The organism is Phenylobacterium sp. (assembly GCF_030679875.1).
GTDB lineage: Bacteria > Pseudomonadota > Alphaproteobacteria > Caulobacterales > Caulobacteraceae > Phenylobacterium.
Window position 1 is genome coordinate 1 of the sequence record NZ_JAUXSP010000016.1, and the last position, 26,353, is coordinate 26,353.

The following is a 26,353-nucleotide window of genomic DNA, read 5'->3' on the forward strand; positions in this document are numbered from 1 at the left end:
GCGGCGGCGGCGGCGCGGTCACCCCGACGCTGGGCAGCGCGCCGTTGGCCGGCGGCTCGCCCCGGGCGTTCAGCTCGTTCTGGTCCACAAGCTGGGAGAAGTCCTCGAACAGCAGAATCCGGACAAAGTCGATGGCGCCGGTCTCAGAGCTCAGCACCACGCGCCAGGCGCCGTCGATACCCTTGACCGCCACCCCGACCGGAAGGCCCCGGGGCATCAGTCCGCCGTCCCCGGAAGTGACGATGAAATCGCCCTCTTCGACCGGATTGTGCCCGCGCAGGTATTCCAGCTTGGGATTTGGCCCGCCGTCGCCCGCCAGGATGGCCCTGGCGTTGGTCCGGTCCACCATCACCGGGGTGCGCGAGGCGATGTCGGTGAGCAACAGGATGCGGCTGGCGCCCCGGGTGACTCCCACGACCCGGCCCACCAGACCATGCTCTGTCATCACGGGATTGCCGACGCGAACCTGGCGCTCACGGCCAGCGTTGGCCAGACGGGTGTTGGCGAAAGGGCCTCGGGAATCGGCGACGACCCGCGCCGACACCATCGGCACCGGCGGATCGGTTTGCAGCCCCAGGAGGTCGCGGTAGCGCTCATTGAGGTCGCGCAGGCCCGTCACCTCCTGGCGCAGGGCCTGGGCCGCTTCCAGCTCGGCGCGCAACCGACGGTTCTCAGACACGGCGAAAAAGTACTGCCCGATCCCCTCCGAGAGCCCGCCCAGCCAGCCGACCGGCGCCGAGATGACGCCGGAGACCGGCGCGGCGACGGCGTCGCTGACCTCCCGGGTGACCCCATAGGCCTCAGTGCGCAGGGTCTCCCGGCGATCCCCCAGGAGCAGAGTCACAGCCACGATCACAGCCACGACCAGGGCGACGCCAGCCGTCCAGGCCAGCGGCACCCGAATCTCACCCAGAGGATTGTCCCTGAAGGACACCTAAGATCGTCTCCCCGCCAGATGCTGCCGGGCCACGGCCCTACCCTCGTCGATTAAGCAAGTCCTAGGCCAAGGTGGATTCTAGGACACCCTTCATCCACTTAGGATGTTCCAGCACCTTGCCGCAGCCGAGCGCCACGCAGGACAGCGGGTCGTCAGCCACCGTCACCGGCAGGCCGGTATGGTCGCGGATCTCAGCGTCGAGGCCCCGCAGCAGGGCGCCGCCGCCGGTCAGCATGATGCCCTTGTCGGCGATGTCGGAGGCCAGTTCCGGAGGGGTCGCCTCCAGCGCCATCTTCACCGCGTCGACGATCTGCCCGACCGGCTCGGCCAGAGCGTCAGAGGCCTGCTTTTCGCTGATGCGCACTTCCCGGGGCACGCCCTGCATCAGGTCGCGGCCCTTGACCTCGATGGAAAGGCCCTCGCCATCGGCCGGGGCCCGGGCGGTGCCGATTTCCTTCTTGATCCGCTCGGCGGTGGTCTCGCCGATCAGCAGGTTATGATTGCGGCGCATGTAGGAGATGATCGCCTCGTCCATCTTGTCGCCGCCAACGCGGACCGAGCGGGAATAGACAATGCCGGACAGGGAGAGCACCGCCACTTCGGTGGTGCCGCCGCCGATGTCGACCACCATGGACCCCGTGGGCTCATGAATCGGCAGACCCGCCCCGATGGCGGCGGCCATGGGCTCGTCGTTCAGGCCGACCCGGCGTCCGCCGGCGGTCAGGCAGGAATCGTTGATCGCCCGGCGGTCGACGGCGGTGGCGCCTGACGGCACGCAGACGATGACCTTGGGATTCACGAAGCCCTTGCGGTTGTGAACCTTGCGGATGAAGTACTTGATCATCTCCTCGGCGACTTCGAAGTCGGCGATGACCCCGTCGCGCATGGGGCGGATGGCCTCCATGTGGCCGGGCGTGCGCCCGAGCATCTGCTTGGCCTCGATGCCCACGGCATGGACGACCTTTCGGCCGCCGATATTTCGCAGCGCCACCACGGAGGGTTCGTTCAGCACGATCCCCTTGCCCTTCATGTAGATGAGGGTGTTGGCCGTGCCGAGGTCGATGGCGATGTCATTCGAGATAGCGCCGAAGAGGGACGAGATCATGCAGTGCCCTGGTGACTGGGGGGCTTAATGAGCGACTCGGGCGAAATCCTGGTCCGTCGCGCGCCGTGAGGCGAACGGGCGGAACAGTCTGTCGCGAGAAGGACTTGTGGTTCGTGTGCCCCGCCCCTTTGTTGATTTCAAGGCTTATTCACCCAACGCCCCAAGACCGGCGTTCTGCGCCCTCACAGGGACCCCACAATTCAACCGCCAGGAGGTCGGGTCGCGCGCTTCCGGCTCGGTGGGATGAAGGCGCTGTGGGGCCGATTCTCCGCGGCATGACCGGCGACGGACGCCTCGGGGCCTAGCCCAGCGCCGTCAGAATCACCCCCAGGGCGGTGGCGGTCCCAGCCAGAATCTGGCGCAGGGTCATGGTCTCCTGGAACAGGCGACGGCCGGCCGCCGCGGCGATCGGGGCCTCAATCACGCCGACGGCCCGGACCATGCCCGCCGGCGCGAGCGCCAGGGCGGAGAACCAGCAGGCCGACGCCGCCGCCCCGAAAAAACCCGCCCCCAACGAGGGCCTCCAGGCCCGCGCCACAGCCATCAGAGCCTGAGGCCGCGCGACCGCCAGCCAGGCGCCCAGGCAGAGGGTCTGCAGGGTCTGAGCCACACAGACGGCGGCCGTGGCCGCATAGATCGGATAGTCCGGCTCCAGGGCCAGTCCGGCCTGACGGTATCCGTTCAGGGCGACAGCGAAGGCCGCGCCTGAGGCCAGGCCGAGCGCGCTGCCGATGAGGGCCCCCCGGGAGGCCTCGGGTCCTGGCCAGGACAGCGCCGCAAGACCCGCCGTGGTCAAGGCGACGCCGGCCCAAGCCTGCGCCCCCAACTGGTCGCCAAACAGCACCAGCCCCATCAGGGCGGCCAGCGGCAGGGAGGCCTGCTGCATGAAGGTGGCCACGGCGAAGCCCGACCGGCGCATGGCGCCCAGCAGGGCGGCGGTGGCCAACACCTGGCCCAGGGCGCCGGCGCTGACGGTGATCCAGAACCGGGCCGTCAGCGTCGGCTCGGCCTGCGGCGTCAGGACCGCGACCACGGCGAAGATGGCGAGGGCGAAGGGCAGGCCGAACAGGAAGCGAACCAGCGTCGCTCCCCAGGGCCCGGCCTCGGTCATGAGGCCGCGCTGCAAGGCGTTGCGCGCCACCTGCAGGGGCGCGGCCGCGATCGTCAGGGCGATCCAGAGCATGGGAGATCAGGGGCGCCGGCGCAAACCGGCGGGCCCCCTCAGAATCCGCTGGCGATGGCGTCGGGCGCGGTCTTTTCCTTGCGCGCGAAGAGGTTGTTCAGCGCGTTCACATAGGCCTTGGCCGAGGCGGTCAGGGTGTCAGTGTCGGCGGCCTGGCCGGTGGCGATGCGGCCATCCTCTTCCAGGCGCACCGAGACCTGAGCCTGGGCGTCGGTGCCCTCGGTCACCGCATGCACCTGGAACAGGCGCAGGATGGCGGTGTGCGGCACCACCTGGTGAATGGCGTTGAACACTGCGTCCACCGGGCCATCGCCCGTGGCCGTGGCCGCCCGCTCGACGCCCTCGACCGCCACGGTCAGGTGGGCCTCCTGCGGCCCCTCGGTGCCGGCGATCACCCGCAGGTGCTTGACCTGGATGCGGTCAGCGCCGGAAGCCAGGGCGTCATCCACCAGGGCCACGATGTCGTCGTCGAAGACGTGCTTCTTCTTGTCGGCCAGATCCTTGAAGCGCTGGAAGGCCTCGTTCAGGGCGTTCTGGCCCAGCTCATAGCCCAGGGCCTTCAGCTTCTCGCGGAAGGCGTGGCGGCCCGAATGCTTGCCCATCACCAGGTTGGAGCCGCCCTGCCCGACGCTTTCCGGCGTCATGATCTCGTAGGTGCCGCGGTCCTTCAGCATCCCGTCCTGGTGGATGCCGCTCTCGTGGGCGAAGGCGTTCTTGCCGACAATCGCCTTGTTGAACTGCACGGGGAAGCCGGTGATGGCCGAGACGTAGCGGCTGGCCCGGGTGATGTGCTGGGTCTCGGCCCCGGTATAATAGGGCAGCCGGTCGCCGCGCACCTTCAGGGCCATGACCACTTCTTCCAGGGCCGCATTGCCGGCCCGCTCGCCGATGCCGTTGACCGCGACCTCGACCTGACGGGCCCCGCCCTGCACGCCGGCCAGGCTGTTGGCCACGGCCAGGCCCAGGTCGTTGTGGCAATGGGTGGACAGGATGACGGTGTCGACGCCCGGGACGTTCTCCACCAGGTCGCGGAAGATGGCCTCGTATTCCGACGGATAGGAATAGCCCACCGTGTCGGGGATGTTGACGGTCTTGGCCCCGGCCTTGATGGCGGCCTCGACGCAGCGACGCAGGAAGTCCTGCTCAGTGCGGGTGGCGTCCTGGGCCGACCATTCCACGTCGCCGCACAGGTTGCGGGCGTGGGTCACCGAACGGGTGATGGCTTCCAGGATGTCCTCCTGGCTCATCTTCAGGATGTGATCCCGGTGCGAGGGGCTGGTGGACAGGAAGGTGTGGATCCGGCCGCGCTTGGCCGGGCGGATCGCCTCGGCGCAGCGTTCGATATCGATGGCCGCGGCCCGGGCCAAGCCGCAGACCGTGCTTTCAGTGACGATCTCGGAGACCTGCCGCACCGCTTCGAAGTCGCCGTTCGAGGCGATGGGGAAGCCGGCCTCAATGACGTCGACCCTCATTTCCTCGAGGATCTTGGCCAGTTCCAGCTTCTCCTCCAGGGACATGGAGGCGCCGGGCGACTGCTCGCCGTCGCGCATGGTGGTGTCGAAAATGATGACGCGATCGCGTTCAGACGCGGCGTTGGAAGCTTGGGAAGTCATGTCAGGATCTCTTCGCGGGAGCTCATTCTAGAAAGGACGGGCGGCGGGGTCATCCCCTGAGCGCCCGGCCCCGCGATGTTTCGCGCAGGCCTACAGGGGCGCCCAGGGGCGGCTAAGCCCCAGCGGAAGGCCAAGTAGCAGGCTGCGGAATCCGGCGGTCATGGGTGTTTTCTACTCAAGAACGGGCGCGACCGCAACGCTCTTGCGTCAAATCCCCATAAAACGGCCCCGACGGGCAAGAACCTTGCGTGGGCTCAGCCTGGCGGCGCCCCCTCGCCGGCGGCGGCCTCGCGGGATTTCAGCCACTTGCGGGCGAACCAGCCCATCAGGATCCAGCCGGCGGCGATGGCCGCAAGCAGGGCGATATAACCGCCCCCGCCGCCCCGCATGGCCTGGGCTATGGCGTTGCCGGCGAAGGCCGTGACGCCGATCTTCGGAATGATCCCCAGCGCCGTCCCGGCCGTGAAGTGGGTCAGCCGCATGGGGGTGACGCCGGCGGCCATGTTCACCACGATGAACGGGGCAGATGGCACCAGCCGCACGATCAGGCTGGCCCAGAATCCGTTGCGTCCCACCAGGCGCATGAACTGGCGCACCCCCTCGCCTGCGAAGGCGTTGAGGGTTCGCGCGCCAGCCAGCCGGCCAAGATAGAAGCCCACCAGAGCCGAGACCATGGTGCCGATCCAGCTATAGGCGAACCCCGTCCAGGCGCCGAAGGCGACCACGGCCGCGGCGATCAGCACGAACTGCGGCACGCCGACAAAGGCCAGGATGGCGAAGGCGGCCACGGCGCTCGGCAGGGCCCAGGGGCTATGGGCGGCCATGCCCAGCCAGTGTTCGACGGTGGCCTCGCCGTCAAAGCCCAGCACCTGGGCCCCGAACAGGAAGACGAGGCCGACCCCGCCAAACAGGACAAAGGACACCGCCACGCCCCGCCAGGCGCGCGAGTCCATATTGGTCACGAAGCTGATCAGGCGGCGCATGGCGCACGCCTCGCCGATCCGCGGGCGCGGGTCAAGCTGGGCGGCGGTTCAGGGGCAACGGCTGAGCGGCGGCGGATCATCGAACGGACCGCCGCGGATGTTCATGGTCTCACCGGCTGCGGTAAAGCTGAGATGCAGACGGTGAGTCTGTGGCGGGGCCTGGGCCGTGCAGGTCGCGGCGATCTCATATCCTTCGTCCAGGGCCGCGACCCCGTCGAAGCGGCAGGACACTTCGCCCGCCGTGCTCAGGCCATCATGTCGGAAGGTCCAGGCGCCGTCGGAACAGAGGGCCGGCGTCGCCGCCCACCGGCCCACATAGGCCGGCGTGGCCACCGCGGGCGACGCGGCCGGCGCCACAGCCGATGGCGCACTAGGCGGGGTCTCAGGCTCGTTCACCCCACAGGCGGCAAGGGATGTCGCCAGGGTCATGAACAGGAGGGGTCGGGTCATCCGGGAGCTCCGCTGTGGCTCTGGTGCAAACGGACAAGCTTAACTGACGTTCCACCAACGGCCGCGTTTGCGACGCGGGGGCCTTCAAGTTAAACCCGGCGCTCCTTCCCCACCCGCTCCAAAGGGAGTCTGCGCCCATGTCGCTGCAATCGTCCACGCTCGCCCGCGTCAAGCCGTCCGCCACCATGGCGACCGACCAGAAGGCGCGTGAACTGAAAGCCCAGGGCCGCGACATTATCAGCCTGGGGGCCGGCGAGCCCGATTTCGACACGCCGCAGAATATCAAGGACGCGGCCATCAAGGCCATTTCGGACGGCAAGACCAAGTACACCAATGTCGACGGCGTCCCGGAGCTGAAGGAGGCGATCGTCGCCAAGTTCGCCCGGGAGAACGGCCTGACCTACAAGACCAGCCAGGTGAACGTCTCGCCGGGTGGCAAGCCGGTGATCTTCAACGCCATGATGGCGACCCTGAACCCCGGCGACGAGGTGGTGATCCCGACCCCCTATTGGGTCAGCTATCCCGACATGGTGCTGCTGGCCGGCGGCACGCCGGTGTTCGCCCCGACCACCGCGGAGACCGGCTTCAAGCTGCGGCCTGAGGATCTGGACCGGGCGATCACCCCGAAAACCCGCTGGGTGTTCCTGAACTCGCCGTCCAACCCGTCGGGCGCGGCCTACACCCGCGCCGAGCTCAAGGCCCTGGCCGATGTGCTGATGCGCCATCCACACGTCTGGATCCTGACGGACGACATGTACGAGCACCTGCTGTTCGACGACATGGAATTCGTCACCATCGCCCAGGTGGAGCCGGCCCTCTACGAGCGCACCCTGACCATGAACGGGGTCTCCAAGGCCTATGCCATGACCGGCTGGCGGATCGGCTACGCCGCCGGACCTGAGCCGCTGATCAAGCTGATGGCCAAGGTGATGAGCCAGTCGACCTCCAACCCCTGCTCGATCTCCCAGTGGGCGGCGGTAGAGGCGCTGAACGGCCCGCAGGACTTCATCAAGCCCAACGCCAGGCTTTTCCAGGGTCGCCGCGATCTGGTGGTGTCGATGCTGAACCAGGCCACTGGCCTCAAGTGCCCGACGCCGGAAGGCGCCTTCTATGTCTATCCCTCCTGCGAGGCGCTGATCGGCAAGACGGCGCCGAGCGGCAATGTCATCGGGTCGGACAAGGACTTCGCCAACGAACTTCTGGAAACCGAGGGCGTGGCGGTGGTGTTTGGCGAGGCCTTTGGCCTCTCGCCCTTCTTCCGCATCTCCTACGCCACCAGCAATGCGGTGCTCGAGGACGCCTGCGGGCGTATTCAGCGCTTCTGCGCGGCGGTGAAATAGGGGTCTGGCCCCTCCTCGCCGGAGGGGCCGCCCGACCTTCAGGTCTTTTCGCGCCAGGATGACTTGGCGGCGTCCTTGGTCAGGTTCAGGCAGACCTTGTCGTCGGCCACCCGATCGACCCAGGTCAGTGGGATCATGTGGTGTTTCAGGCCAGCGCCCAAGTCGAACTTGGCCAGTTCGATCTCGGTGTCGAGGACATGGTCAACGCGGCCCACATGTCCGCCGTCCGAACCGACGACTTCCATGTGTTCCTTGATTTCAGAGGCTTGGATCATCTGTAGTCTCCTTTGGGATCGGAGACGGGAGAACGGTTCAATGGGCCTGGGAGTTCACGCCGCGGCGCCCACCGACAGAATATCTGCAGCCACCTGCCGGGGAATATCGAAGCCTATGGCGCAAATCACCCCTTCGGGCGGAAAGTCGAGCGCGACGTCGCCGTCCAGTTGATGGGCCAGTCCGCCAACGATCAGCCGCGTCCCAAACCCCCGACGGGTGGGCGGCGCGACAGGCGGGCCGCCGCTCTCGCGCCAGCGCAGGGTCAGACGTTCGGTGTCGGCGTCGCGTTCGGCCAGATCCCAGCTGAGATCGATGCGGCCCTCGGGGACGGACAGGGCGCCATACTTCACCGCATTGGTGGTCAGCTCGTGCAGCGCCATGCCCAGGGCGACGGCGGTATTCGGCGCCAGCCACACCGCCGGGCCGCGCAGCTCGATCCGGTCATCGGCCAGACCGCCATAGGGGCGTAGTTCTGTCTGGGCCAGTTCGGCCAGATTGGCGCCGCGCCATCCATCCCGGGTCAGCAGGTTGTGGGCCTGAGACAAGGCGATCAACCGGTTCTCAAAATTGGCCCTGACGTCCTCGACGTTCCCGGTCTCCCGGAGACTCTGGGCCGCGATGGACTGAACCGTGGCCAGGGTGTTCTTCACCCGGTGGTTCAGCTCGTCCAGGAGCAGCTTCTGCCGGGCCTCAGCGGCCTTTCGGGCCACCACTTCCCGTTCTGCGGCCAGGCGGGCCATGCCCTGCCGCCAGGTGGCCGCCGCCACCAGCCCCGTGGCCAGGAAACCGCCCAACACAAAGGCCCAGACCAGTTGCCGGGCCGCGCTCGACACATAGTCGGGACCGGCGCGGTAGACCACGGTCCAACGCCCCCCGGCCACCTCGATCTGGCGGGTCTCCAGAGGGCCGAAATCCACCCAGCCCGCCCCAGGATCGGAGCGGAACAGCAGGTTCTCCGGTTCGATGGCGCCATTGTAGACAGAGTACCGGTAGGGGCGATGCGAGACGGTGTCGAACACCGCCTGCAACAGATCACCTGCCCGAAACGGCGCATACACAAAGCCCACCAGGTCTCGGCGACGGTCCTCGAGGGAGGCGGGAACCCCGCCCCCCGCATAGACGGGCTCATAGATCAGAAAGCCCGACTGGGCGTTGTCCTCGGTTTCCTGAACAAGCCGGACCTTTCCCGACATCGCCGCCAGGCCAGTGTCGCGGGCCCTGGCCATGGCCTCACGCCGCACAGGCTCAGCATACATGTCGAACCCCAGGGCGAGCCGGTTTGGCCCGACCTCAGGCTCCAGGAACAGGATGGCGTGACGCTCCTCGGCGTCTGGCGCCCCCGGCGCGATGCGCGCTGAATAGCCAATCCCCTGAATGCCTGGATAGCGCTCGGTGAGTTCGGCCCGCTCAGCAAAGGCCTTGAACTCCTTGTGCGTGACGACGTCACTGGCGGCGAACAGGCCGGCGCTGGCCTGGAGGACCGCCACATAGGTGGCCAGGCGGTCGGCGATGGCGCTGTTGGCCTGATTGACGAGGGACTCAAAACGTTGGCGCTCGCGCGCCTCAGCCAGACGCTCAATCGCCAGACCCCCGCCGGCTGCGGCCGTCAGCCCCAGCACCAGGATCATGACCGGCAAGGTCGGGACCATGTCCCGCAGCCTCGCCCAAGTCCGTGCGCCTGTAACCTTGGCCAAGTTGGGGCCCCTCGCTTGCCTCCCCTGACTGCCCTAATCCGGGATCAGTGTCGAGATTCAGCCCCTTGTCCCGCTTGCCCGATGCGGTCGGGCGGGGCAGGATTTCCGGCAACCGGTGGAGAGGCCCATGGGCGATATCGTCAATCTGAACCAGGCTCGGAAGGCGCGCGCCAAGGCCGCTGAAAACGCCCAGGCCAAGGTCAACCGGGTGAGCCACGGCCGCCCCAAGGGCCAGACCCTGACCGAACAGCTTGAAGCCGAGCGCCAGCGACGCAAGCTCGACCAGGCCCGGCGAGACGAGGACTAGCTCGCCAGGTCAGGCTCTGGATTCATCACGGGCTTGTGGGGGAATGGCGTCGTAGATGGTCGGCGGCGTGATGTTCAGCCGGCGTCGGGCCGCGTCCAGGGGCTCGGCCATCAGGGCCTCATAATCCTCACCCAGCAGCCAGGCGGCCGCCTTGCCCCGCCGGTACCCCTGCCAGATCGCCTGGGCATAGGGATAGCTCGCCTTGCGGCCGCGCAGCGCGCCGCCCACGGCGATCAGCGCCCAGCCGAGACCCCGGGTCTGGGCATAGGAGAAGGCGACCAGACATCCCTCCCCCAGGCCATCGCGATGATAGCCGCTGAGGATGTGCCAGATGTCGTGGACGTCTCGGGTCCGTCGGCCGAACCAGGCATAGGGGTGCATGACCTCAATGGGCTTGGCGCCCACCCGGCTGATCTGGGCCAGACCCTGCGCCGAGAGCGCCTCACTGCGGACGAAGTCGCGATAGGCGTGACCCACAGAGCCCGTGGGCAGGCTGTCCAGCCAGGCGTCGTCCATCAGCCGGGCTTCAAGCTCCACCCGCTCATAGGCGATCCGCCCCCCTTGCGGCGTTTCGAGCAGACGGTGATAGCCCCAGGCCGAGGCGCCGCCGTTCAGGGCGCGCATGATCTCGAACACCTGCACGGTGTCGTCCTTGTCGGCCAACAGCCGGCGCAGAGCCTTCAGGGCCGCCCCCCACTGAAGCCGGGGCTTGGGCAGCCGCTGGGGCGCGGGGGCTCTGGAGGCGGCCGGCGCGTAGCCTTCGGTCGCGAGGCTCATGGGGTGTCTCCCGTCACAGATCGCAAAGATGACGCGGGCGTCAGACTCAATCAATGGCTCACAGCCATTGCCGCAACGTTTCGCCTGCGCGAAAATGGCTCATGGCGCGCCTGACGAAGCGATCAATCCTGCTGGCTGGCCACGCCACCTCCGTGGCGCTGGAACCGGCCTTCTGGGCGGCCCTCGAAGACGTGGCCAAGGACCGCAAGCTGAGCCTGGCGGCCCTGGTGACGGAAATCGACCTGGCCCGCGCCGATCAGGGCCTGGCCTCGGCCTGCCGCCTGGCTGTGCTGAGCCACCTCATTTTGCAGCGACGGCCCTAGGCCCCGACCGGCGACATCACCCGGCCGGACATCCCGGGGTCTGCGGATCGGCGCGCACTGAATCTGGCCGCGCAGGTCCCAGCAGCGGACGGCCCGGCATGGCGCCGGTCAGGGCGCCGGACCGGATCACCGGAACGCCGTTGATGACCACGTGGCGGATGCCGACCGCGTACTGGTGGGGATCCTCGAAGGTCGCCTTGTCGGCGATGGTTTCGGCGTCGAAGACGGTGATGTCGGCAAAGGCGCCCTGCGTCAGCCGCCCGCGCCGGGTCTGGCCGATCTGGTCGGCGGCGAGCGAGGTCATGCGCCGCACCGCGTCCTCCAGGGTCAGGACCTTCTGCTCGCGGACATAGCGGGCGAGCACCCTGGGGAAGGCGCCATAGGTGCGGGGATGGGGGAAGCCGTCGCCGAACCCCACCGGATCCCCGTCGGTTTCGATCATGGCCAGGGGGTGTTGCAGGATGCGGATGACATCAGCCTCATCCATCACATGATAGATGGCGCTGAACCCGCCCTTGAGCTGCAGCTCGATCAGGAGCTGGATCGCATCTTCCGGCGTGCCCGCAAGGCCCCGGTCGCGGGCGAGGTCGGCCAGAGTCTTGCCATTGTAGGACGGATCGGCCCGCAGGCTGCGGAACTGCAGCCGCTCCAGTTCAGCCCCGCCCCGCTGGACCATCAGAATCCGCATCATCTCGACCTCGACCTTGGCGCGGACCTCAGGGTCCTCCATGCGGGCCTTGAAGGCCTCGGGTCCTCCGGCCAGGGACCAGGCGGGGAACATCACGGCCGAGGAGGAGCTGGAGGCTGAGTAGGGATAGAGGTCGTGGGTGATGTCGAGACCGCGGGCGCGGGCCTCGTCGATCATGGCCAGGGTCTTGACGCTCCAGCCCCACTGGGTCGAGCCCATGGCCTTATGATGGTTGATCTGGCCCGGCAGCCCCGCCTCCTCCGCCACCTGAATGACCTCAGCCACCGAGTCCAGCACGCCGGCCCCCTCGTCGCGCATGTGGGAGACATAGATGCCGCCCCAGCAGGCGGCGACCTTGGCCATGGCGATCACCTCGTCAGGCTTGGCGTAGTTGGCCGGCACATAGACCAGGCCGGTGGACATGCCGAGCGCCCCGTCGGCCATGGTGTCGGCGATGATCTTCTGCATCCGCGCCAGCTCATCGGCCGTCGGCGCCCGGTTGGCCATGCCCAGGACCTGGGTGCGCGCAAAGCTGTGGCCGGCGAAGAAACCGACATTGGGCGCGACCTTCAGGGCCTCGACATAGGGCTTGAGCGGATAGGGCTGCGGCCCGCTGTGCAGGCTGGCGATGATGCTGGTGATGCCTTGGCGGACGAAGTTCTCGGCCAGGGGGTATTCGTGGATGTTATCGGCGATGTGAGCGTGGTTGTCGATGAAGCCCGGCGCCACGATCAGTCCGCGGGCGTCCAGGACGACAGCGCCGTCCTCAGGCTTCAATCCGTCCCGGGCGATCCGCACGATCTGGTCGCCGTCGATGGCGAGGTCAGCCCGATAGGCCGGCGCCCCCGTCCCATCGACCACCTGACCGCCCAGGATCACCAGGTCGAATTCCGCGGCCTGGGCGCCAGAAGCCCCCATCAGGGCGGAGGCGAGCAGCAGGGACTTCAGGGTCGCGCGGCGCATGGTGTTGATCCTGGACTTGAGGGCTTCCCGCGAAGGACGTTCGGACCGGAGCCGCCCGTGGGGACGACGGCTCCGGCCCTGGCCTGCGCCGCTACTGGCTGCGCAGGATGACCCGTCCGGCCCGCTCAGGGGTGACCTCGCCCTCGACCACCGCGGCCTTGCCGTTGACGAACACGTAGTCCATGCCGACGGAGTAGGCGTGCGGGGTGGGATAGGTGGCCACGTCGCGGACGGTCTCGGGGTTGATGACCAGGACGTCGGCATAGGCGCCCGGGGTGATCACGCCGCGATCGGGAATGGCGAAGACCTGGGCCGGCAGGCCGCTGGACGAATGGATCGCCTGGGCCATGCTGACCACTTCGCGATCGATGACGTAGCGCCGCAGCTTGCGGGGATAGGCGCCGTAGGCCCTCGGATGTTCCGCCCCTTCGCCGAACGTCACCAGGGCGCCGTCGGAGGAGGTCATCATCCAGGGCTGCTTCATCAGCAGCTCAAGGTCCTTCTCGTTCATATTGAACGAGACGATGCCGGCGCCGCCGTTGATCAGGATGTCGATGGCCGTGTCGAGCGGATCCTGCAGCTTGCGGCGGGCGATCTCGTCGAGCCGCAGGCCCTCCAGGGTGGGGTCGGCGCTATGGCTGCTGATCATCACCGCATTGGCGCCGGCCCGGCGGGCCAGGTTCTCGACCATGCCTTCGCGGATCAGGGCGCGCTGCTCGGGGTTCTGCAGGCGCTTGGCCAGGGCCTCGCCCCCGCCCTCCTGCGCCCAGCCAGGCACCAGCGCCGCCGACAGGCCGGTGCTGGAGGCGGCATAGGGATACTGATCGCCCCAGATCGACAGACCCTCGGCCCGGGCGGCCTCGATCATCTTCACCGCGTCCTCGGACTGCCCCCAGACGGTGGGGCCCAGCATCTTGATATGGCTGACGACGCCGGTGATCCCGGTCTGGCGGGAAACCTCGATCAACTCCGCCACCGAGGCCAGGACGCCGATGTCATAGCTCGACTCGTCGCGGATATGGCTGGTGTGGAAGGCGTTCGGGAACTCGGCGGCGACCTTGGCCAGGGCGACGATCTCGGCGGTGTCGGAATACTTGCCCGGCACATAGAAGGGGCCGCTGGACATGCCCAGGGCCCCGAAGTTCATGGCGTCGCGAACCAGGGCCTGCATCCGGGCGAGCTCGGCCGCCGTCGGCTTGCGGTTTTCCAGGCCCATGACCGCCCGGCGCACGCCGTTGTGCCCGATCATCGGAAGCACATTGACGCCAGGCCGCGCGGCCTCGATCGCAGCGACCTGCGGGCGCAGATCAGACGGACCGCCGCCATCGGGGTTGATCATCGCCGTGGTGATGCCCTGGGTGAGCACCGAGACGGCCGGCGCCAGTTCCGGGGTCTCGATCCCCGGCGCGGCGTGAGAATGGGTGTCGATGAAGCCCGGCGAGACATACTTGCCGGTGGCGTCCACCACCGTGGCGGCTGTGGCGGCTTGAGGAATGTCTCCCACCTCGACGATGAGGTCGCCCTTGATCGCCACGTCCGCGAGGCGCCCCTCGGCGCCTGTGCCGTCGAACACCAGACCGCCCCGGATCAGGACATCATAATCCTGCGCCGACGCCAGGCCTGCCCCCGCCGCCATCAGTCCGACGGCGAGACCGGTCGCGAGTATCCGGCGGCGAAAGAGTCCTGGTGGCGTTTTCATCATTCATTCCTCGTCCAAGCTGAGCCGCGCCATGCCGCGCGGCGCGCACGGGGCGCTCTATTGACATGCAGGGCGCCCGAATCTTGCGAACGCCCCACGGCCCCGACGGAGGTCTTGGCCCTCAGAATTCGCAGCGTGTCAGCCTCGCAACTCTAGTGTCAATCAAGTTGACCCTTCCGAATATTGCACCATCAATAGCCTGACGACATGGCGCAGCTCGCCCGCGCCGAGGCCGCCGCTTCCGCGATCCTGAAGGCTCGAGCCCCTGGAATCGCGCCTCGGATCGGTCGGAATCCCGAAAGCCGGCGACCCAGACGTCTCAATTCTGAATGTCCGCGATCCCAGGCCATACAAGGCCTGGCGCAGTTTCACCCCCCTGCGGCCACGCGTCACCCATGACTGAGGGTTATGGGCGCCGCAATATTCCGAAGGGGAGCCGGCGTTGACACCCGCGCAGGGGGCCGACAACCTCATATCGAATACGGATGCAGATTGTCGCTATGCCGGTGATGCACAATAAACCGGGTCGCGGAAAGAACAATTTGCTTATCGTCAATTCCGAGGGGGCTAGTTATGTCAAGAAATGTTCAAATGCGCGCTGCGCAGACTCAGGGCTGGAAATCTGCCCAGAAATTGGGCCTCGCTGGCGGGGCGTCTCTCATAGCCCTGGTGATCGCGGCGTCTGGCGCCAGCTCCGCCCAGGCTCAGACGGCGCCTGCGCCGGCTAACGTCGAGGAGGTGGTCGTCACCGGCACTCGGGTCGTCCGTGACGGCTATCAGGCCCCCACGCCGCTGACCGTGATCAGTGAGACCGAGATCCTGGCCGCAGCGCCGTCCAACGTCGCCGACTTCGTCAACGACATTCCCTCCATCGTCGGCAGCGCCACGCCGCAGACCTCCAACGCCTCCATCAGCGCCGGCACCTCGGGCGTCAACGCCCTGAACCTACGTGGTTTGGGCGCCACCCGCACCCTGGTGCTGTTGAACGGCCAGCGTTCGGTGGGCTCGACCATCACCGGCGCCGTGGACGTCAACACCTTCCCGCAGGGCCTGATCAGCGGCGTGCAGATCGTCACGGGCGGCGCCTCGGCCGCCTACGGCTCCGACGCCGTCAGCGGCGTGGTCAACTTCATCCTCAACACCGACTACCAAGGCTTCAAGGGCTCGATCGAAGGCGGCCAGACGACCTATGGCGACGATGACCAGTACCGGGTCAACCTGACCTATGGGACGGAATTCGCCGGTGGCCGCGGCCACCTGTTGCTGAACGGCGAAATCGCCGATCGCGAAGGCATCTATGGCGTGCCGCGGGACTGGAACAATGATGGTTGGTACATCATCACCAACCCCAACTACGCCCCAGGCAATGGTCAGCCCGAGCGCTTTGTCACCAGCGGCGCCGGCCTGTCCAACGCCAGCCCCGGCGGCATCATCGTCAACACGCCCCTGCGCGGCACCACCTTCGGCGTCGGCGGCGCGGTCAGCCAGCAGGCTTACGGCCTGACCCGCGATCCCTGGATGATCGGTGGCGACTGGCGCTCCGTCCAGGTCAATGACAAGCAGTCCCTCAACGCTGATGACCGGCGCAAAGGGATTTTCGGCCGGGTCAGCTATGACCTGACCGACAATATCGAGGTCTTTGCTCAGGCGTCCTACAACACCCACGCCTCGCTCGGCTGGACCGGCGTCCAGTTCAACCAGGGCAATGTCACCATTCGTTCGGACAACGCCTTCCTGCCGGCCAACATCCGTCAGCAGCTGGCGGCCCTGAACATCGCCAGCTTCAGCCTCGGCACCACCAATGCCGACCTCCCGATCCGCAAGACCGACAATGAGCGCAGCGTGACCCGCTACGTGGTCGGCGCCGAGGGTGACTTCACCGCCTTTGACCGGGCTTGGCGCTGGGACGCCTACTATCAGCGGGGCGAAACCGAGACCCTTGAGATCGCCAAGGACATCACCAACAACGCCCGCCTAGCGCTCGCCCAGGACGCGGTCTTCGCGCCGAACGGCCAGATCGTCTGCCGCTCAACCCTGACCAATCCCAGCAATGGCTGCGTGCCCTTCAACCGGATGGGCATCGGCGTCAATTCCCAGGCCGCCCTGGACTACATCCTGGGCGATCCGCAGCGCGAGCAGTTCTTCACCCAGCAGGTCGCCGCGGCCAATATCTCCGGCGACCCCTTCTCCACCTGGGCCGGTCCGGTCTCCATGGCGGCCGGCATCGAGCATCGCAAGGAAGAGGTCTCGGGCAATGTTCCGACCGTATTCCAGTCCGGCTGGTTCGTGGGCAACTACCGCCCGACCTTCGGCTCCTACACGGTGACCGAGGCCTATGTTGAGGCGGTCGTCCCGCTCGCCGACGGCTTTGACCTCAACGCCGCGGTCCGCGGCACCGACTACAGCACCTCGGGCTATGTCACGACCTGGAAGGTGGGCGCGGTCTATTCGCCGATCCCTGACCTGCGCTTCCGCGTCACCCGCTCACGGGACATCCGCGCGCCGAACCTGAACGAACTGTTCGCCGCAGGCACCAGCCGCACCAACACCCTGCTGGATCCCTTCAACAACGGACAGGCGACCCAGTTCCTGGAACTGACCACCGGCAATCTCGCCCTCGACCCCGAACTGGCTGACACCTGGGGCCTGGGCGTGGTGGTCCAGCCCAGCTTCCTGCCGGGCTTCGCCGCCGCCATCGACTACTTCGACATTGAGATCGAAGGCGCCATCGGCTCTGTTCTCGCCAACACCATCGTCGATCGCTGCTTCCAGGGTAATCAGGAATTCTGCGCGGCCATCGTCCGGTCGGGCAACCAGATCAGCCAGGTCTCGGTCAGCCCGTTCAACTTCGCGGTTCAGAAATCCCGCGGCCTCGATCTGGAAGCCTCCTACCGCTTCAACCTCGGCCCCGGTTCCATGGCCCTGCGGGCGGTGGGCACCTACTACCTGGAGAACTTCGAAGACAACGGCATCGACGTCCCCACTGACAATGCCGGCTCAGTCGCCCTGCCGGAGTTCATCTATCGCGCGACGGCCACCTACACGGCTGATCCCTGGACCATCCAGGTCACGGGCCGCGGCGTCAGCGACAGCAAGCTCGACAACGCCTTTGTCGAATGCACCACCGGTTGCCCCGCCTCGACCATCGCCAACCGGACAATCAACAACAACCACGTCGAAGGCGCCTTCTATGTCGACCTGGCGATGACCTACGACCTGAAGCTGCTCCAGAAGACCGAGGCCTTCGTGAGCATCTCCAACCTGCTCAACCGGGACCCGGCGATTGTTCCGCAAGGCCCCGCCGGCACCGCCTACGGCAATCCCTCCACCAGTCAGGGCGTCTACGACATCCTGGGCCGCGTGTTCCGGGTGGGCGTGCGCTTCGAGTACTGACCCCCGTCCAGGCGAGGCCCGATCCGAAAGGATCGGGCCTCGTGTCTTATGACCTTGCGACAGGACCAAGCCCCACGCCTGGGCTCGACAGGTTCTGAAGAGACAATGGCGCGCAACCCGCCCAAGATCCTGGAGACACCCATGGCCTACGACCGCCACACCTCCCCCCCTCAAGGCCTCATCCGCAGACGCCTGCTAGGGGCCGGCCTGGCGCTTAGCCTCATGTCCGGGGTTTCGGCTCAGGCCCTGGCTCAGGAGTATGACGTCCTGATCCGCGGCGGCACGGTGTTTGACGGCACCGGCGCAGAGGGCAAGGCCGCCGATGTGGCGATCAAGGGCGAGCGCATCGTCGCATTCGGCGTCATCCCCGCCACGGCGACGGCGACGACGGTGGTGGACGCGACCGGCAAGTATGTGTCCCCCGGCTTCATCGATCCGCATTCTCACGCTGCGCCGGAGATCGGCACGCCTGAACTCGCCGCCGCGATCCCCGTGCTCCACCAGGGGATCACCACGGTGATGATCAACCCCGATGGGGGCGGCCCTGGCGACCTTACGCCCCTGATCACGGACATCGAGACGAACAAGCCCGGCGTCAATGTCGTGCCGATGATCGGCCACAACGGCGTGCGCCGGGACGTCATGGGCCTGGAAAACCGCAAGCCGACGCCTGCCGAGCTGGCCGGCATGGAGGCCCTGGTGAGGAAGGCCATGGACCTCGGGGCCTTCGGGTTCTCCAGCGGGCCCTTCTATATTCCTGGCAAGTTCTCTGACACTTCCGAGCTGGTGGCCCTGGCCAAGGTCGCCAACACCTATCCCAACGCCTTTCACATCAGCCATGTCCGTGATGAGTCCAGCTATGATGTGGGCGTTCTGGGGGCCATCGAGGAACTGATCGAGGTCTCCCGCCAGACCGGCATTATCGGTGTGGTCACCCACATGAAGATGCTCGGCCCCAGTGTCTGGGGTCAGTCGGAGCAGGCGGTGGAGATGATCAACGCCGCCCGGGCCGAAGGCCTGTCGATCTGGGCTGACCAGTACCCCTACGCGGCGTCGGGCTCATCCCTGCAAAGCTCCCTGGTCCCCGGTTGGGCGCAGGAGGGCGGACCGGACGCGACGATCAAGCGCCTCCAGAACCCCGAGCAGCGCGCCCTGATCCGGCAGGAAATGGTCGCCAACCTGGAACGCCGGGCCGGCGCCAACGCCATCATGATCCGCAACTACCAGGCCGATCCGTCTCTCAACGGCATGCGCCTGGACGAGATCGCCCGCCGGAACCTGCAGGACCCCCTGGATACGGCCATCGACATGCTGATCAAGGGCGGCTCGAGCATCGTCTCCTTCAACATGAACGAAGGCGATGTTGAACGCCTCATGCAGCAACCCTGGACCATGACCTCCAGCGACGGCGCCCTGCCCGCTTTCGGCGTCGGCGGCGAACATCCCCGGGCCTATGGCGCCTTCCCCCGGAAGTTCCGCCGCTATGTGATCGAGCGCGACGTGATCAGCATGGCCCAGGCGATCCACACCTCCACCGGCCTGCCGGCCCAGGTGTTCGCCATCAAGGACCGCGGGGTCATTGCGCCGGGCGCCTATGCCGATGTGCTGGTCTTCAATCCTGAGACCATCCGGGACGTGGCCACCTATCAGGAGCCCCACGCCTATTCCGAGGGGATGGAGTACATCTTCGTCAACGGCCAGACCGCGCTCAGCGCGGGCAAGGTGACCGAGGAGCGTCACGGCCGCGTGCTGAGACGCGGGCAATAGCGCACTTCTGAAGTACCCGGCGCGCCCGGCATGGGGCGCGCCGGCGGCGTTTGTATCTAGTGGATGGTCCTGATGAGTCTCCCCGAGCCCGCCACATCATCAGACCTGCCGGGGCCGGCCTGGGCGCAGCGCCTGTCAGCCGAGATCGGCAAGGCGGTCCTGGGCCAGAAGGACGTAGTCGAACGGCTGCAGATCGCCCTCCTGGTCGGCGGTCATGTGCTGCTGGAGGGCATGCCCGGCCTGGCCAAGACCCTGCTGGTCAAGTCCCTGGGCCAGGCCATGGGCCTCGATTTTGAACGCATCCAGTTCACCCCGGACCTGCTGCCCTCCGACGTGGTCGGAACCCTGGTCTATTCCCCCCATGACGGCAGCTTCACCCCCCATTTAGGGCCGGTTTTCGCCAATATCGTCCTGGCCGATGAGATCAACCGCTCGCCCGCCAAGGTGCAGAGCGCCCTGCTGGAGGCCATGCAGGAGCGGCAGGTGACGATTGGCGGGACCCGCCATCCCCTGCCCAATCCCTTCCTGGTGCTCGCCACCCAGAACCCGGTGGAGCACGAGGGCACCTATCCCCTGCCCGAGGCGCAGACCGACCGGTTCCTGTTCAAGCTGCTGCTCGACTACCCGTCTGGCGAGGACGAGCTGGAGATGTTGCGCCGCTGGGGTTCGGCGACCCGCGCCCCGGTGGTCGAGGCGGCCTCCAGTGGCCCCGAACTCCTGGCCCTGCGCGAAGCCGTCGACGAAATCTTCGTCGCCCCGGAGATCCAGGCCTATCTGCTGGCCCTGGTCCGTCACACCCGAGACCTGGCCGCCGCGCCAGCCAGCGGCCCACGCACGCTGGCCTTCGGCGCCTCGCCCCGCGCGACCCTGGCCCTCTATCAGGCGAGCCGGGCGCTCGCCTTCCTGCGGGGCCTCGACCAGGTGACCCCCAACCTGGTTCAGGAGGTGGCGCCTGACGTGCTGCGCCACCGCATCGGCCTGACCTATGAGGCCGAGGCCGGGGGGCTGACCCCCGACGCCATCGTCAAACAGGCGCTGGCCGCCGTCGCCGTGCCGGGCTGATTCCAGCCGATGAACGCGCCCTCGCCGGTGATTGATCCGCGGGCCCAGAGCGCCCTGCGACGGCTGGAGTGGCAATTGCGCCGCCGCTCGGTGCAGACCCTGCTGGGGGGCGCTCACCGCTCGGTGTTCCGGGGCCGGGGCATGGAGTTCGATCAGGTCGTCCGCTACGCCTATGGCGACGACATCCGCGACATCGACTGGAACGTAACCGCCCGTCTGGGCGATCTCTATCGCAAGGTGTTTGTCGAAGAGCGCGAACTCACCGTCTTCGCCGTGGTCAGCGACGATCCGGCCCTGCAGTTCGGCTCCGGCGCAGCCAGCAAGCGCGACATCCTGTTGCAGCTCGCCGCCCTGACCCTGATGTTGGCGGTGGTGAACCGGGAGCGGGCAGGCCTGCTGCGCCAGACCCCCGGGGGCGAGACGCTCTACAACCCCACCCGCCGCCGCGCCCGCCTGCTGACCGCCCTGGGGGAGCTGTTCGCCGCCGAGGCGCCCGACCCCGCGCCGCCAGCGCCTTTCCGTCCATGGCCCCTGCTGTCAGGGCCTGTGCCGCGGGGCGCCCTGATGGTCTGGTTCGGCGAGATTCCCGCCGCGCCGCCGCCGCCGGAATGGTCCGCCTTTCGCCGCCGCCACCCTGTCATCGGCGTGCGGGTCGAAGACCCCTGGGAGAGAGCGCCGCCCAAGGGCGGCGGCTTCACCGCCTATGATCCGGCCGCCGGCCGCCTGGCCCGGGTGGAGGACACGCCAGCCAGCCGCGCCGCCCATGCCGCCTGGCGCGCCGCCCGGGAAGAGATCTGGCGGGCCTGGTGGCCCGATCCCCTTGACCGGCTGGTGGTGGACACCGCCGCTGATCCCCTGGCCGCCCTGGTCGGCTTCCTGCGCGCGAGGCGGGTCGGCGGGGCTCACGGCGCCCCATGAACGCCTTCCAGTTCGCCCTGCCCTGGGTCCTTTGGCTGCTGCTGCTGATCCCCGCCCTGGCGGCTTGGCGGCGCTGGCGCGGGCGCGCGCCGGTCTGGCTCACCCCCTATGCCGCAGCCTGGAGCCCGCCCCGCGCCCTGCCCGGCGGGCCCTGGCGGATGATCTGCCTCTATGGGGTCCTGGCCCTGCTGATCGTCGCCCTCGCCCGGCCTCAACGGACAGACGAGCGCCAGGACGTCGTCTCGCGCGGCTATGACCTGATGCTGGCGATCGACCTGTCCAGCTCCATGCTGGCGGAGGACTATGTCGGACCCGACGGGCCCATCAACCGGCTGGAGGCCATTCGCCCGGCCCTGCAGGCCTTCGTCACCGAGCGGCCCAACGACCGGATCGGCGTCGTGCTGTTCGCCGCCCAGGCCTATACGCTGGCCCCCCTGACCACCGACCATGCCTGGCTGGCCGAGCAGCTGGCGGGCCTGCGGATCGGACTGCTGGAAGATGGGACCGCCATGGGCGACGGCCTGGGGATCGCCCTGGCTGGATTGGAGCGCCCCCGGGAGGACCAGGATGAAGCCGTAGGCCGGTTCGTGGTGCTGCTGACCGACGGGGCCAACACCAGCGGCAGCCTGACCCCGCCCCAGTCGACCGCCCTGGCGCGCCATCGGAGCGTGCCGGTCTACGCCATCGGCGCGGGCCGCAACGGCATGGTGCCCTTCCCGATCTTCGACGACCAGGGTCGGCGGGTCGGCACCCGGCAGTTTCCCTCCGCCCTGGATGTGGAGGCCCTGCAGCGCATGGCCCGGGAAACTGACGGTCGCTTTGTCCAGGCGGGCGACACCGCCGCCCTGAGCGAGGCCTTCGCCGCCATCGACGCCGCCCAGAAGACGGCCTTTCAGGTCAGGACGCGGCGGGTGACCACCGAGCTCTTCCCCTGGCCCCTGGCAGGCGCCCTGCTCCTCCTTCTGGGCGCCGCGCCGATCTGGGGCGCCGCCGGCGGCCGTATGGCCCGGGTCCGCCCATGAGCTTTTACTGGCCCCACCTGCTGTGGCTCGCCGCCGCCGTCCCCGCCCTGATCGGCCTTCAGATTCTGTTGGACCGGCCGCCCAGAAAGAGCCGCGAAAGCGCATCCTCGCCCGCGCCCCGCCCGGATGGCCAGATTCGGCGGGGGGCGGTCATCGGCGGTCGGGCCCGGTTTGGTCCCAGCGTCGGGCGGCCAATGGCCAGGCCGTGGCGCTTCTGGCTCGCCGCCCTGCTGCTGGTGACGGCCCTGGCCCGCCCGCAATGGGGCCAGGCGCCGGCCTCAGCCGACGACGCCGCGCCGGGCGAGGTGGTCATCGCCCTTGATCTCTCCCGCAGCATGCTGGTCAGCGACGTCTCGCCCTCGCGGCTGATCCGGGCCCGGGCCCTGGCGCTCAGGCTCGCCGACGATCTGCCTGACCGGCGGATCGGCCTGATTGGCTATGCGGGCGAGGCTCATCTCCTGGCGCCCGTCAGCGAGGACCAGGCGATCCTGCGGACATACCTGCCCGACATCTCGCCCGAACACATGCCGAGCCCCGGCAGCAATCTGCAGGCCATGCTGGAGGTCGCCCTGAGCAGCTTCAGCGACACGCCCCAGGGCCGGGTGCTGGTGGTGCTGAGCGATGGCGAGGCCGAGCCCGGCCCGTGGCGAACAAGTCTGGCCGGCCTGCGGGCACAGGGCGTCCGGGTGATTGCGGTCGGTCTGGGAACCGAGGCGGGGGGCGCACCCCCTGGCCCAGATGGCGCCCCGCTGCGGGCCCCCGACGGCACGCCAGTGATCTCTCGCCTGTCGCCGGAGGTCCTCACAGCCCTGGCCGCAGGCGGCGCGGCGGGGGGGCAGTCGCTTGATCTCGCCGCCGCCGTCGATCTCAGCAGCCGCGTCCGGGCCGCCAGCGCCGCCGCGCCCGAGGCGACGGGGCTGGCCGCCGCCCGGGCGGTGCAGGCCGCCGATCAGTTTGTCTGGTTCGCCGCCGCGGCGCTCATTCTCCTCGCCTGGAGCGCGGCGGTGGAGGTTCCAGCCCATCCCCGGCTTCGCCAGGCGCGCACGCCTGGCCTTGGGCGGGCGGTGCTGTTGGTCGCCCTTGCGCTGACCCTGGCGCCGGCCAGCCTGTCCCTGGCCCAGGGTCCGCTGCTGACTGAAGCTGATCTTCAGGGGGAGGAAGACCCCCTGCTGCAGATGCGCAGCCTGGCCGAGGAGCTGGTGACCCGGCGGCGTCTCACCGCGGGTGACTACAAGCGGGTGACCGACGTCGCCATTCGATACGGTGAGATCCACCGGGGTCACGGCCATCCCCTCGAGGATGGGGTGATGCGCGACGGGCTTGCGGCCATAGTCGAAGGCCGGCGTCTGGACCCTGACCTGACCGACTGGGCCGCCGCCGAAGCCAAGCTGAAACGCCTGCTCACCCCGCCGCCGCCGGTTCCGATGGAAGATCCCGGGCCCGCCGATCCGGCCAATGAGCCGATGGACGCCACGGGCGAGCAACCGGTGGCCGGCGAGGAGGCCAAGCCAGGCGAAGGCGAGTCATCGGGCGAGGACGACGAGGCGCCGACGGCGGGCGAGCAGGGTCTTCAGAATGTGGGCGGCTCCAAGTCCGATCAGTTCGACCCGGCGGAGTGGCGCAATCCTGCCCTTGTCCAGCCCCTGGACACCCTGCGCCGGCTGCGCGCCGCGGACTCCCCCGGCGAGCTCTTCCTCCGGCGGCAGGCTGCGCGGACGACCCCGCGGCCGGCCGGAGCCCAGACATGGTGAGCCGCCTGCGACCCTGGCTGGCCGGGCTGCTGGCCGCCGCAGGTCTCGCCCTCCCGGCCCTGGCCCAGGCCCAGGAGGTCAGCGGGGCCTTCGAAGCCCCGGCCAAACCCCTGTGGGCCGGCGAGGTCTTCGAGCTGACCCTGGCCTGGACGGTGGACTGGAACACATTCGGCAATCTGGAAGGGGAGCTTGAGTGGGCCTCTGAGCCTCTGGCGGCGGAACCCTGGGGCGCCCCGGCCCTGCGAGCGCCCCCGGCGCCGGGGGCCTCGCGCGCGGTCATCGAGTTCAAGACCCGCGCCATGGCGCTGGCTCCCGGCCTGACGCCTTTGCAGCCCGCCCGCCAGGTCATGCGCCTGCAGACCGGCGTCGTGGACATGGAGGAATACCAGCGGGCGATCACCGAGACCCGGACCATTGAGAGCGCGCCCGGGCTGTTCCGGATCCGTCCCCTGCCCGCGGCCCCGCAAGGCTTCATGGGGGCTGTCGGCGAGTTCACGGTGGAGTCCGCCATCGTGGCCGAGGAGGTCCGAGTGGGTGAAAGCCTGATCTGGCGCGTGACCCTGTCAGGATCGGGCAACTGGCCCGCCATCTCCGGCCTGCCCGCGCGCCAGGTCTCGCGGGATTTCCAGGTCATCGGCGAGCCCGAACAGATCGAAGGGGCGGACTCCAGCCTGTTCGAACGCACCCTGAGCGAAGTTGTGACCCTCGTCCCCCAGCGCGTCGGGCGCTACGTCCTGGGAGCGGTTGAGGTGATCGCCTTTGATCCCCAGTCCGGCAGCTATGTCCGTCACCTCGCCGCGCCGATCACCCTGGACGTTCTGCCAGGACCCCATGGGGACCTCTTGCCCCCGGACCTGCCCGCGGGCGCAATCCCAGATGAGGAGGCCCCCTTGCCGCCGATGTTGAAGGGCCAGGGCTCCGCAATTGCGCCGCCGGCCGACATCCTCTTCGGCATCACCCTGTTGACGGCGCCGCTGGGGCTGGTCGGACTGTGGATGGGGCTGGCCCTTTGGCGGGCCCATCAGGGCGATCCCTTCCGCCTCGCCAGGGGCGCCCACCGGCGGCTGGCGAAAACCCTGGCGCGGCTGGCCGATCACCCCGAACCCGCCACGACCCGCGCCCTGGTGCGCGACTGGCAAAGGGACGCCGCGCTGCGCCTGCGCCTGGGCCTGGCGGCGCCGGCGCCGCACGCCTTCGGCGACCCCAGGTGGGGTGAGCTCTCGGCTGAGGCTGACCGCTTCCTCTATGGCCGGGAGGGCCGTCTTCCCGAAGACTGGACGAGACGGGCCCGCAGGTTGTTCGAGGACCTTGGGCCCCCACCGTCCTTCAAGCCGGCCGCGGCCCTGAGCCGGCGAAATCTGCTGCCTGCGGCCGCAGGCCTGGCAGGCCTGGCCCTGATCCTGATGACCGGCCAGGCTGACGCCCAGGAGATGACCGCCAAGGCCCTCGCAGCGGAGGTCGCCGAGGCCCCCCTGGACTGGCGGGCCCGGCACAATCTGGCCGTCGCGCTGGCCGCCCAGGACCGCTGGGAAGAAGCCGCCGGCCATGCGGCGGTCGCCTGGGTGCAGAACCCGTCTCAACCCGAGCTCCGCCAGCTCTGGCTGACCACCGGCGCCAAGGCGGGCTACAGCCTGGAGCCCGGCGCCAGCGTGCCACGGCCCCGGGACTGGCGTGGGCGGGGCATCGCCCTGGCCTCGCCGGCGACCTGGCGCTGGCTTTCGCTGGCCTTCGGAGCGCTGGGGACAGCGGGCCTGGGGGCGGCCCTCTATGCGCGCTATCGGCCGCGGCGCCACCTGGCCCGGGCCGGCCTGGGCCTGGCCGCTCTGGCCCTGGTGTGCGGTATGGTCAGCGCTGCGGCCCTGGCGAGCTACGGCCCGCTCAGCAGCTCGCAGGCCGTGGTGATCTGGGGCGCCGGTCCCCTGCGGGCCCTGCCTGTCGACACCCCGGCCGAGGCTGCGGAAATCCAGCTGGCCGGGGGCAGCGTAGGCCGGGTCGATCAGGCCTATCTAGGCTGGCGGCGGGTCCGCCTGGGCGATGGGCGGACCGGCTGGACGCGCCAGGAAAACCTGCTCTGGGTCTGGTCGGCGCCGGAATAGTCAGCC

21 protein-coding genes are annotated in these 26,353 nt (G+C 68.5%); 10 read left to right on the forward strand and 11 right to left on the reverse strand.

Annotation, left to right across the window (positions count from 1 at the left end):
* The 6 genes from mreC to Q8K84_RS09915 all read right to left on the reverse strand — a co-directional run.
* On the reverse strand, nucleotides 1–934 hold a 934-nt coding region (mreC, locus tag Q8K84_RS09890), incomplete at its 3' end, for a rod shape-determining protein MreC (RefSeq protein ID WP_305282478.1).
* Between the two features lie 64 nt (nucleotides 935–998).
* Nucleotides 999–2,042 carry a rod shape-determining protein gene (locus Q8K84_RS09895; RefSeq protein WP_305282479.1) on the reverse strand — a complete coding sequence of 348 codons (1,044 nt, stop codon included), beginning with the start codon at nucleotides 2,040–2,042 and terminating at the stop codon, nucleotides 999–1,001.
* A 301-nt stretch (nucleotides 2,043–2,343) separates the two neighbouring features.
* Nucleotides 2,344–3,225 carry a DMT family transporter gene (locus Q8K84_RS09900; RefSeq protein ID WP_305282480.1) on the reverse strand — a complete coding sequence of 294 codons (882 nt, stop codon included), beginning with the start codon at nucleotides 3,223–3,225 and terminating at the stop codon, nucleotides 2,344–2,346.
* Nucleotides 3,226–3,263: 38 nt separating this feature from the next.
* A complete protein-coding gene (locus Q8K84_RS09905) occupies nucleotides 3,264–4,838 on the reverse strand; it encodes a 2-isopropylmalate synthase (RefSeq protein ID WP_305282481.1) in 1,575 nt (524 codons plus the stop codon).
* Nucleotides 4,839–5,092: 254 nt separating this feature from the next.
* A complete protein-coding gene (locus tag Q8K84_RS09910) occupies nucleotides 5,093–5,821 on the reverse strand; it encodes a TVP38/TMEM64 family protein (RefSeq protein ID WP_305282482.1) in 729 nt (242 codons plus the stop codon).
* 48 nt (nucleotides 5,822–5,869) lie between these two features.
* The gene (locus Q8K84_RS09915; RefSeq protein WP_305282483.1) at nucleotides 5,870–6,271 is read right to left on the reverse strand and encodes a hypothetical protein; all 402 of its coding nucleotides are present in this window, start codon (nucleotides 6,269–6,271) and stop codon (nucleotides 5,870–5,872) included.
* A gap of 137 nt (nucleotides 6,272–6,408) precedes the next feature.
* Here Q8K84_RS09915 and Q8K84_RS09920 point away from each other — a divergent pair, with 137 nt between their 5' ends.
* Nucleotides 6,409–7,611 carry a pyridoxal phosphate-dependent aminotransferase gene (locus Q8K84_RS09920; protein WP_305282484.1) on the forward strand — a complete coding sequence of 401 codons (1,203 nt, stop codon included), beginning with the start codon at nucleotides 6,409–6,411 and terminating at the stop codon, nucleotides 7,609–7,611.
* Between the two features lie 38 nt (nucleotides 7,612–7,649).
* Here Q8K84_RS09920 and Q8K84_RS09925 read toward each other — a convergent pair whose 3' ends face one another.
* Nucleotides 7,650–7,886 (reverse strand): DUF2171 domain-containing protein, encoded by a 237-nt coding sequence (locus Q8K84_RS09925; RefSeq protein ID WP_305282485.1) that lies wholly within the window; start codon nucleotides 7,884–7,886, stop codon nucleotides 7,650–7,652.
* Nucleotides 7,887–7,940: 54 nt separating this feature from the next.
* Nucleotides 7,941–9,536, reverse strand: a complete 1,596-nt coding sequence (locus tag Q8K84_RS09930) for a CHASE domain-containing protein (protein ID WP_305282486.1) — start codon at nucleotides 9,534–9,536, stop codon at nucleotides 7,941–7,943.
* A gap of 172 nt (nucleotides 9,537–9,708) precedes the next feature.
* On the opposite strand from Q8K84_RS09930, the gene Q8K84_RS09935 reads away from it, so the two are divergent.
* On the forward strand, nucleotides 9,709–9,888 hold the full coding sequence (locus tag Q8K84_RS09935; protein WP_305282487.1) for a DUF4169 family protein: 180 nt from the start codon (nucleotides 9,709–9,711) through the stop codon (nucleotides 9,886–9,888).
* Nucleotides 9,889–9,897: 9 nt separating this feature from the next.
* Here Q8K84_RS09935 and Q8K84_RS09940 read toward each other — a convergent pair whose 3' ends face one another.
* Nucleotides 9,898–10,665: a Coq4 family protein gene (locus Q8K84_RS09940; protein WP_305282488.1), complete on the reverse strand. Its 768-nt coding sequence runs from the start codon at nucleotides 10,663–10,665 to the stop codon at nucleotides 9,898–9,900.
* 101 nt (nucleotides 10,666–10,766) lie between these two features.
* Between Q8K84_RS09940 and Q8K84_RS09945 the strand changes: the two genes are divergently transcribed.
* Complete coding sequence (locus tag Q8K84_RS09945) at nucleotides 10,767–10,988, forward strand: ribbon-helix-helix domain-containing protein (RefSeq protein ID WP_305282489.1); 222 nt, start codon at nucleotides 10,767–10,769, stop codon at nucleotides 10,986–10,988.
* Nucleotides 10,989–11,004: 16 nt separating this feature from the next.
* Here Q8K84_RS09945 and Q8K84_RS09950 read toward each other — a convergent pair whose 3' ends face one another.
* Together Q8K84_RS09950 and Q8K84_RS09955 are read right to left on the reverse strand one after the other, a co-directional pair.
* Nucleotides 11,005–12,639 carry an amidohydrolase family protein gene (locus Q8K84_RS09950; RefSeq protein WP_305282490.1) on the reverse strand — a complete coding sequence of 545 codons (1,635 nt, stop codon included), beginning with the start codon at nucleotides 12,637–12,639 and terminating at the stop codon, nucleotides 11,005–11,007.
* 91 nt (nucleotides 12,640–12,730) lie between these two features.
* Nucleotides 12,731–14,338, reverse strand: a complete 1,608-nt coding sequence (locus Q8K84_RS09955) for an amidohydrolase family protein (protein WP_305282491.1) — start codon at nucleotides 14,336–14,338, stop codon at nucleotides 12,731–12,733.
* A 591-nt stretch (nucleotides 14,339–14,929) separates the two neighbouring features.
* Here Q8K84_RS09955 and Q8K84_RS09960 point away from each other — a divergent pair.
* The 7 genes from Q8K84_RS09960 (at nucleotide 14,930) to Q8K84_RS09990 (ending at nucleotide 26,347) form a co-directional block, all read left to right on the forward strand.
* A complete protein-coding gene (locus Q8K84_RS09960; protein WP_305282492.1) occupies nucleotides 14,930–17,731 on the forward strand; it encodes a TonB-dependent receptor domain-containing protein in 2,802 nt (933 codons plus the stop codon).
* A 141-nt stretch (nucleotides 17,732–17,872) separates the two neighbouring features.
* Nucleotides 17,873–19,498, forward strand: coding sequence for an amidohydrolase family protein (locus tag Q8K84_RS09965; RefSeq protein ID WP_305282493.1), 1,626 nt, complete (start codon nucleotides 17,873–17,875; stop codon nucleotides 19,496–19,498).
* A gap of 72 nt (nucleotides 19,499–19,570) precedes the next feature.
* Nucleotides 19,571–20,560 (forward strand): MoxR family ATPase, encoded by a 990-nt coding sequence (locus Q8K84_RS09970; RefSeq protein WP_305282494.1) that lies wholly within the window; start codon nucleotides 19,571–19,573, stop codon nucleotides 20,558–20,560.
* 9 nt (nucleotides 20,561–20,569) lie between these two features.
* A complete protein-coding gene (locus Q8K84_RS09975; protein WP_305282495.1) occupies nucleotides 20,570–21,478 on the forward strand; it encodes a DUF58 domain-containing protein in 909 nt (302 codons plus the stop codon).
* On the forward strand, nucleotides 21,475–22,500 hold the full coding sequence (locus Q8K84_RS09980; RefSeq protein ID WP_305282496.1) for a VWA domain-containing protein: 1,026 nt from the start codon (nucleotides 21,475–21,477) through the stop codon (nucleotides 22,498–22,500). Before Q8K84_RS09975 ends, Q8K84_RS09980 begins: the two co-directional genes overlap by 4 nt.
* On the forward strand, nucleotides 22,497–24,251 hold the full coding sequence (locus Q8K84_RS09985) for a VWA domain-containing protein (protein WP_305282497.1): 1,755 nt from the start codon (nucleotides 22,497–22,499) through the stop codon (nucleotides 24,249–24,251). Before Q8K84_RS09980 ends, Q8K84_RS09985 begins: the two co-directional genes overlap by 4 nt.
* On the forward strand, nucleotides 24,245–26,347 hold the full coding sequence (locus Q8K84_RS09990) for a hypothetical protein (protein ID WP_305282498.1): 2,103 nt from the start codon (nucleotides 24,245–24,247) through the stop codon (nucleotides 26,345–26,347). Before Q8K84_RS09985 ends, Q8K84_RS09990 begins: the two co-directional genes overlap by 7 nt.
* The last annotated feature ends 6 nt before the right edge of the window (nucleotides 26,348–26,353 follow it).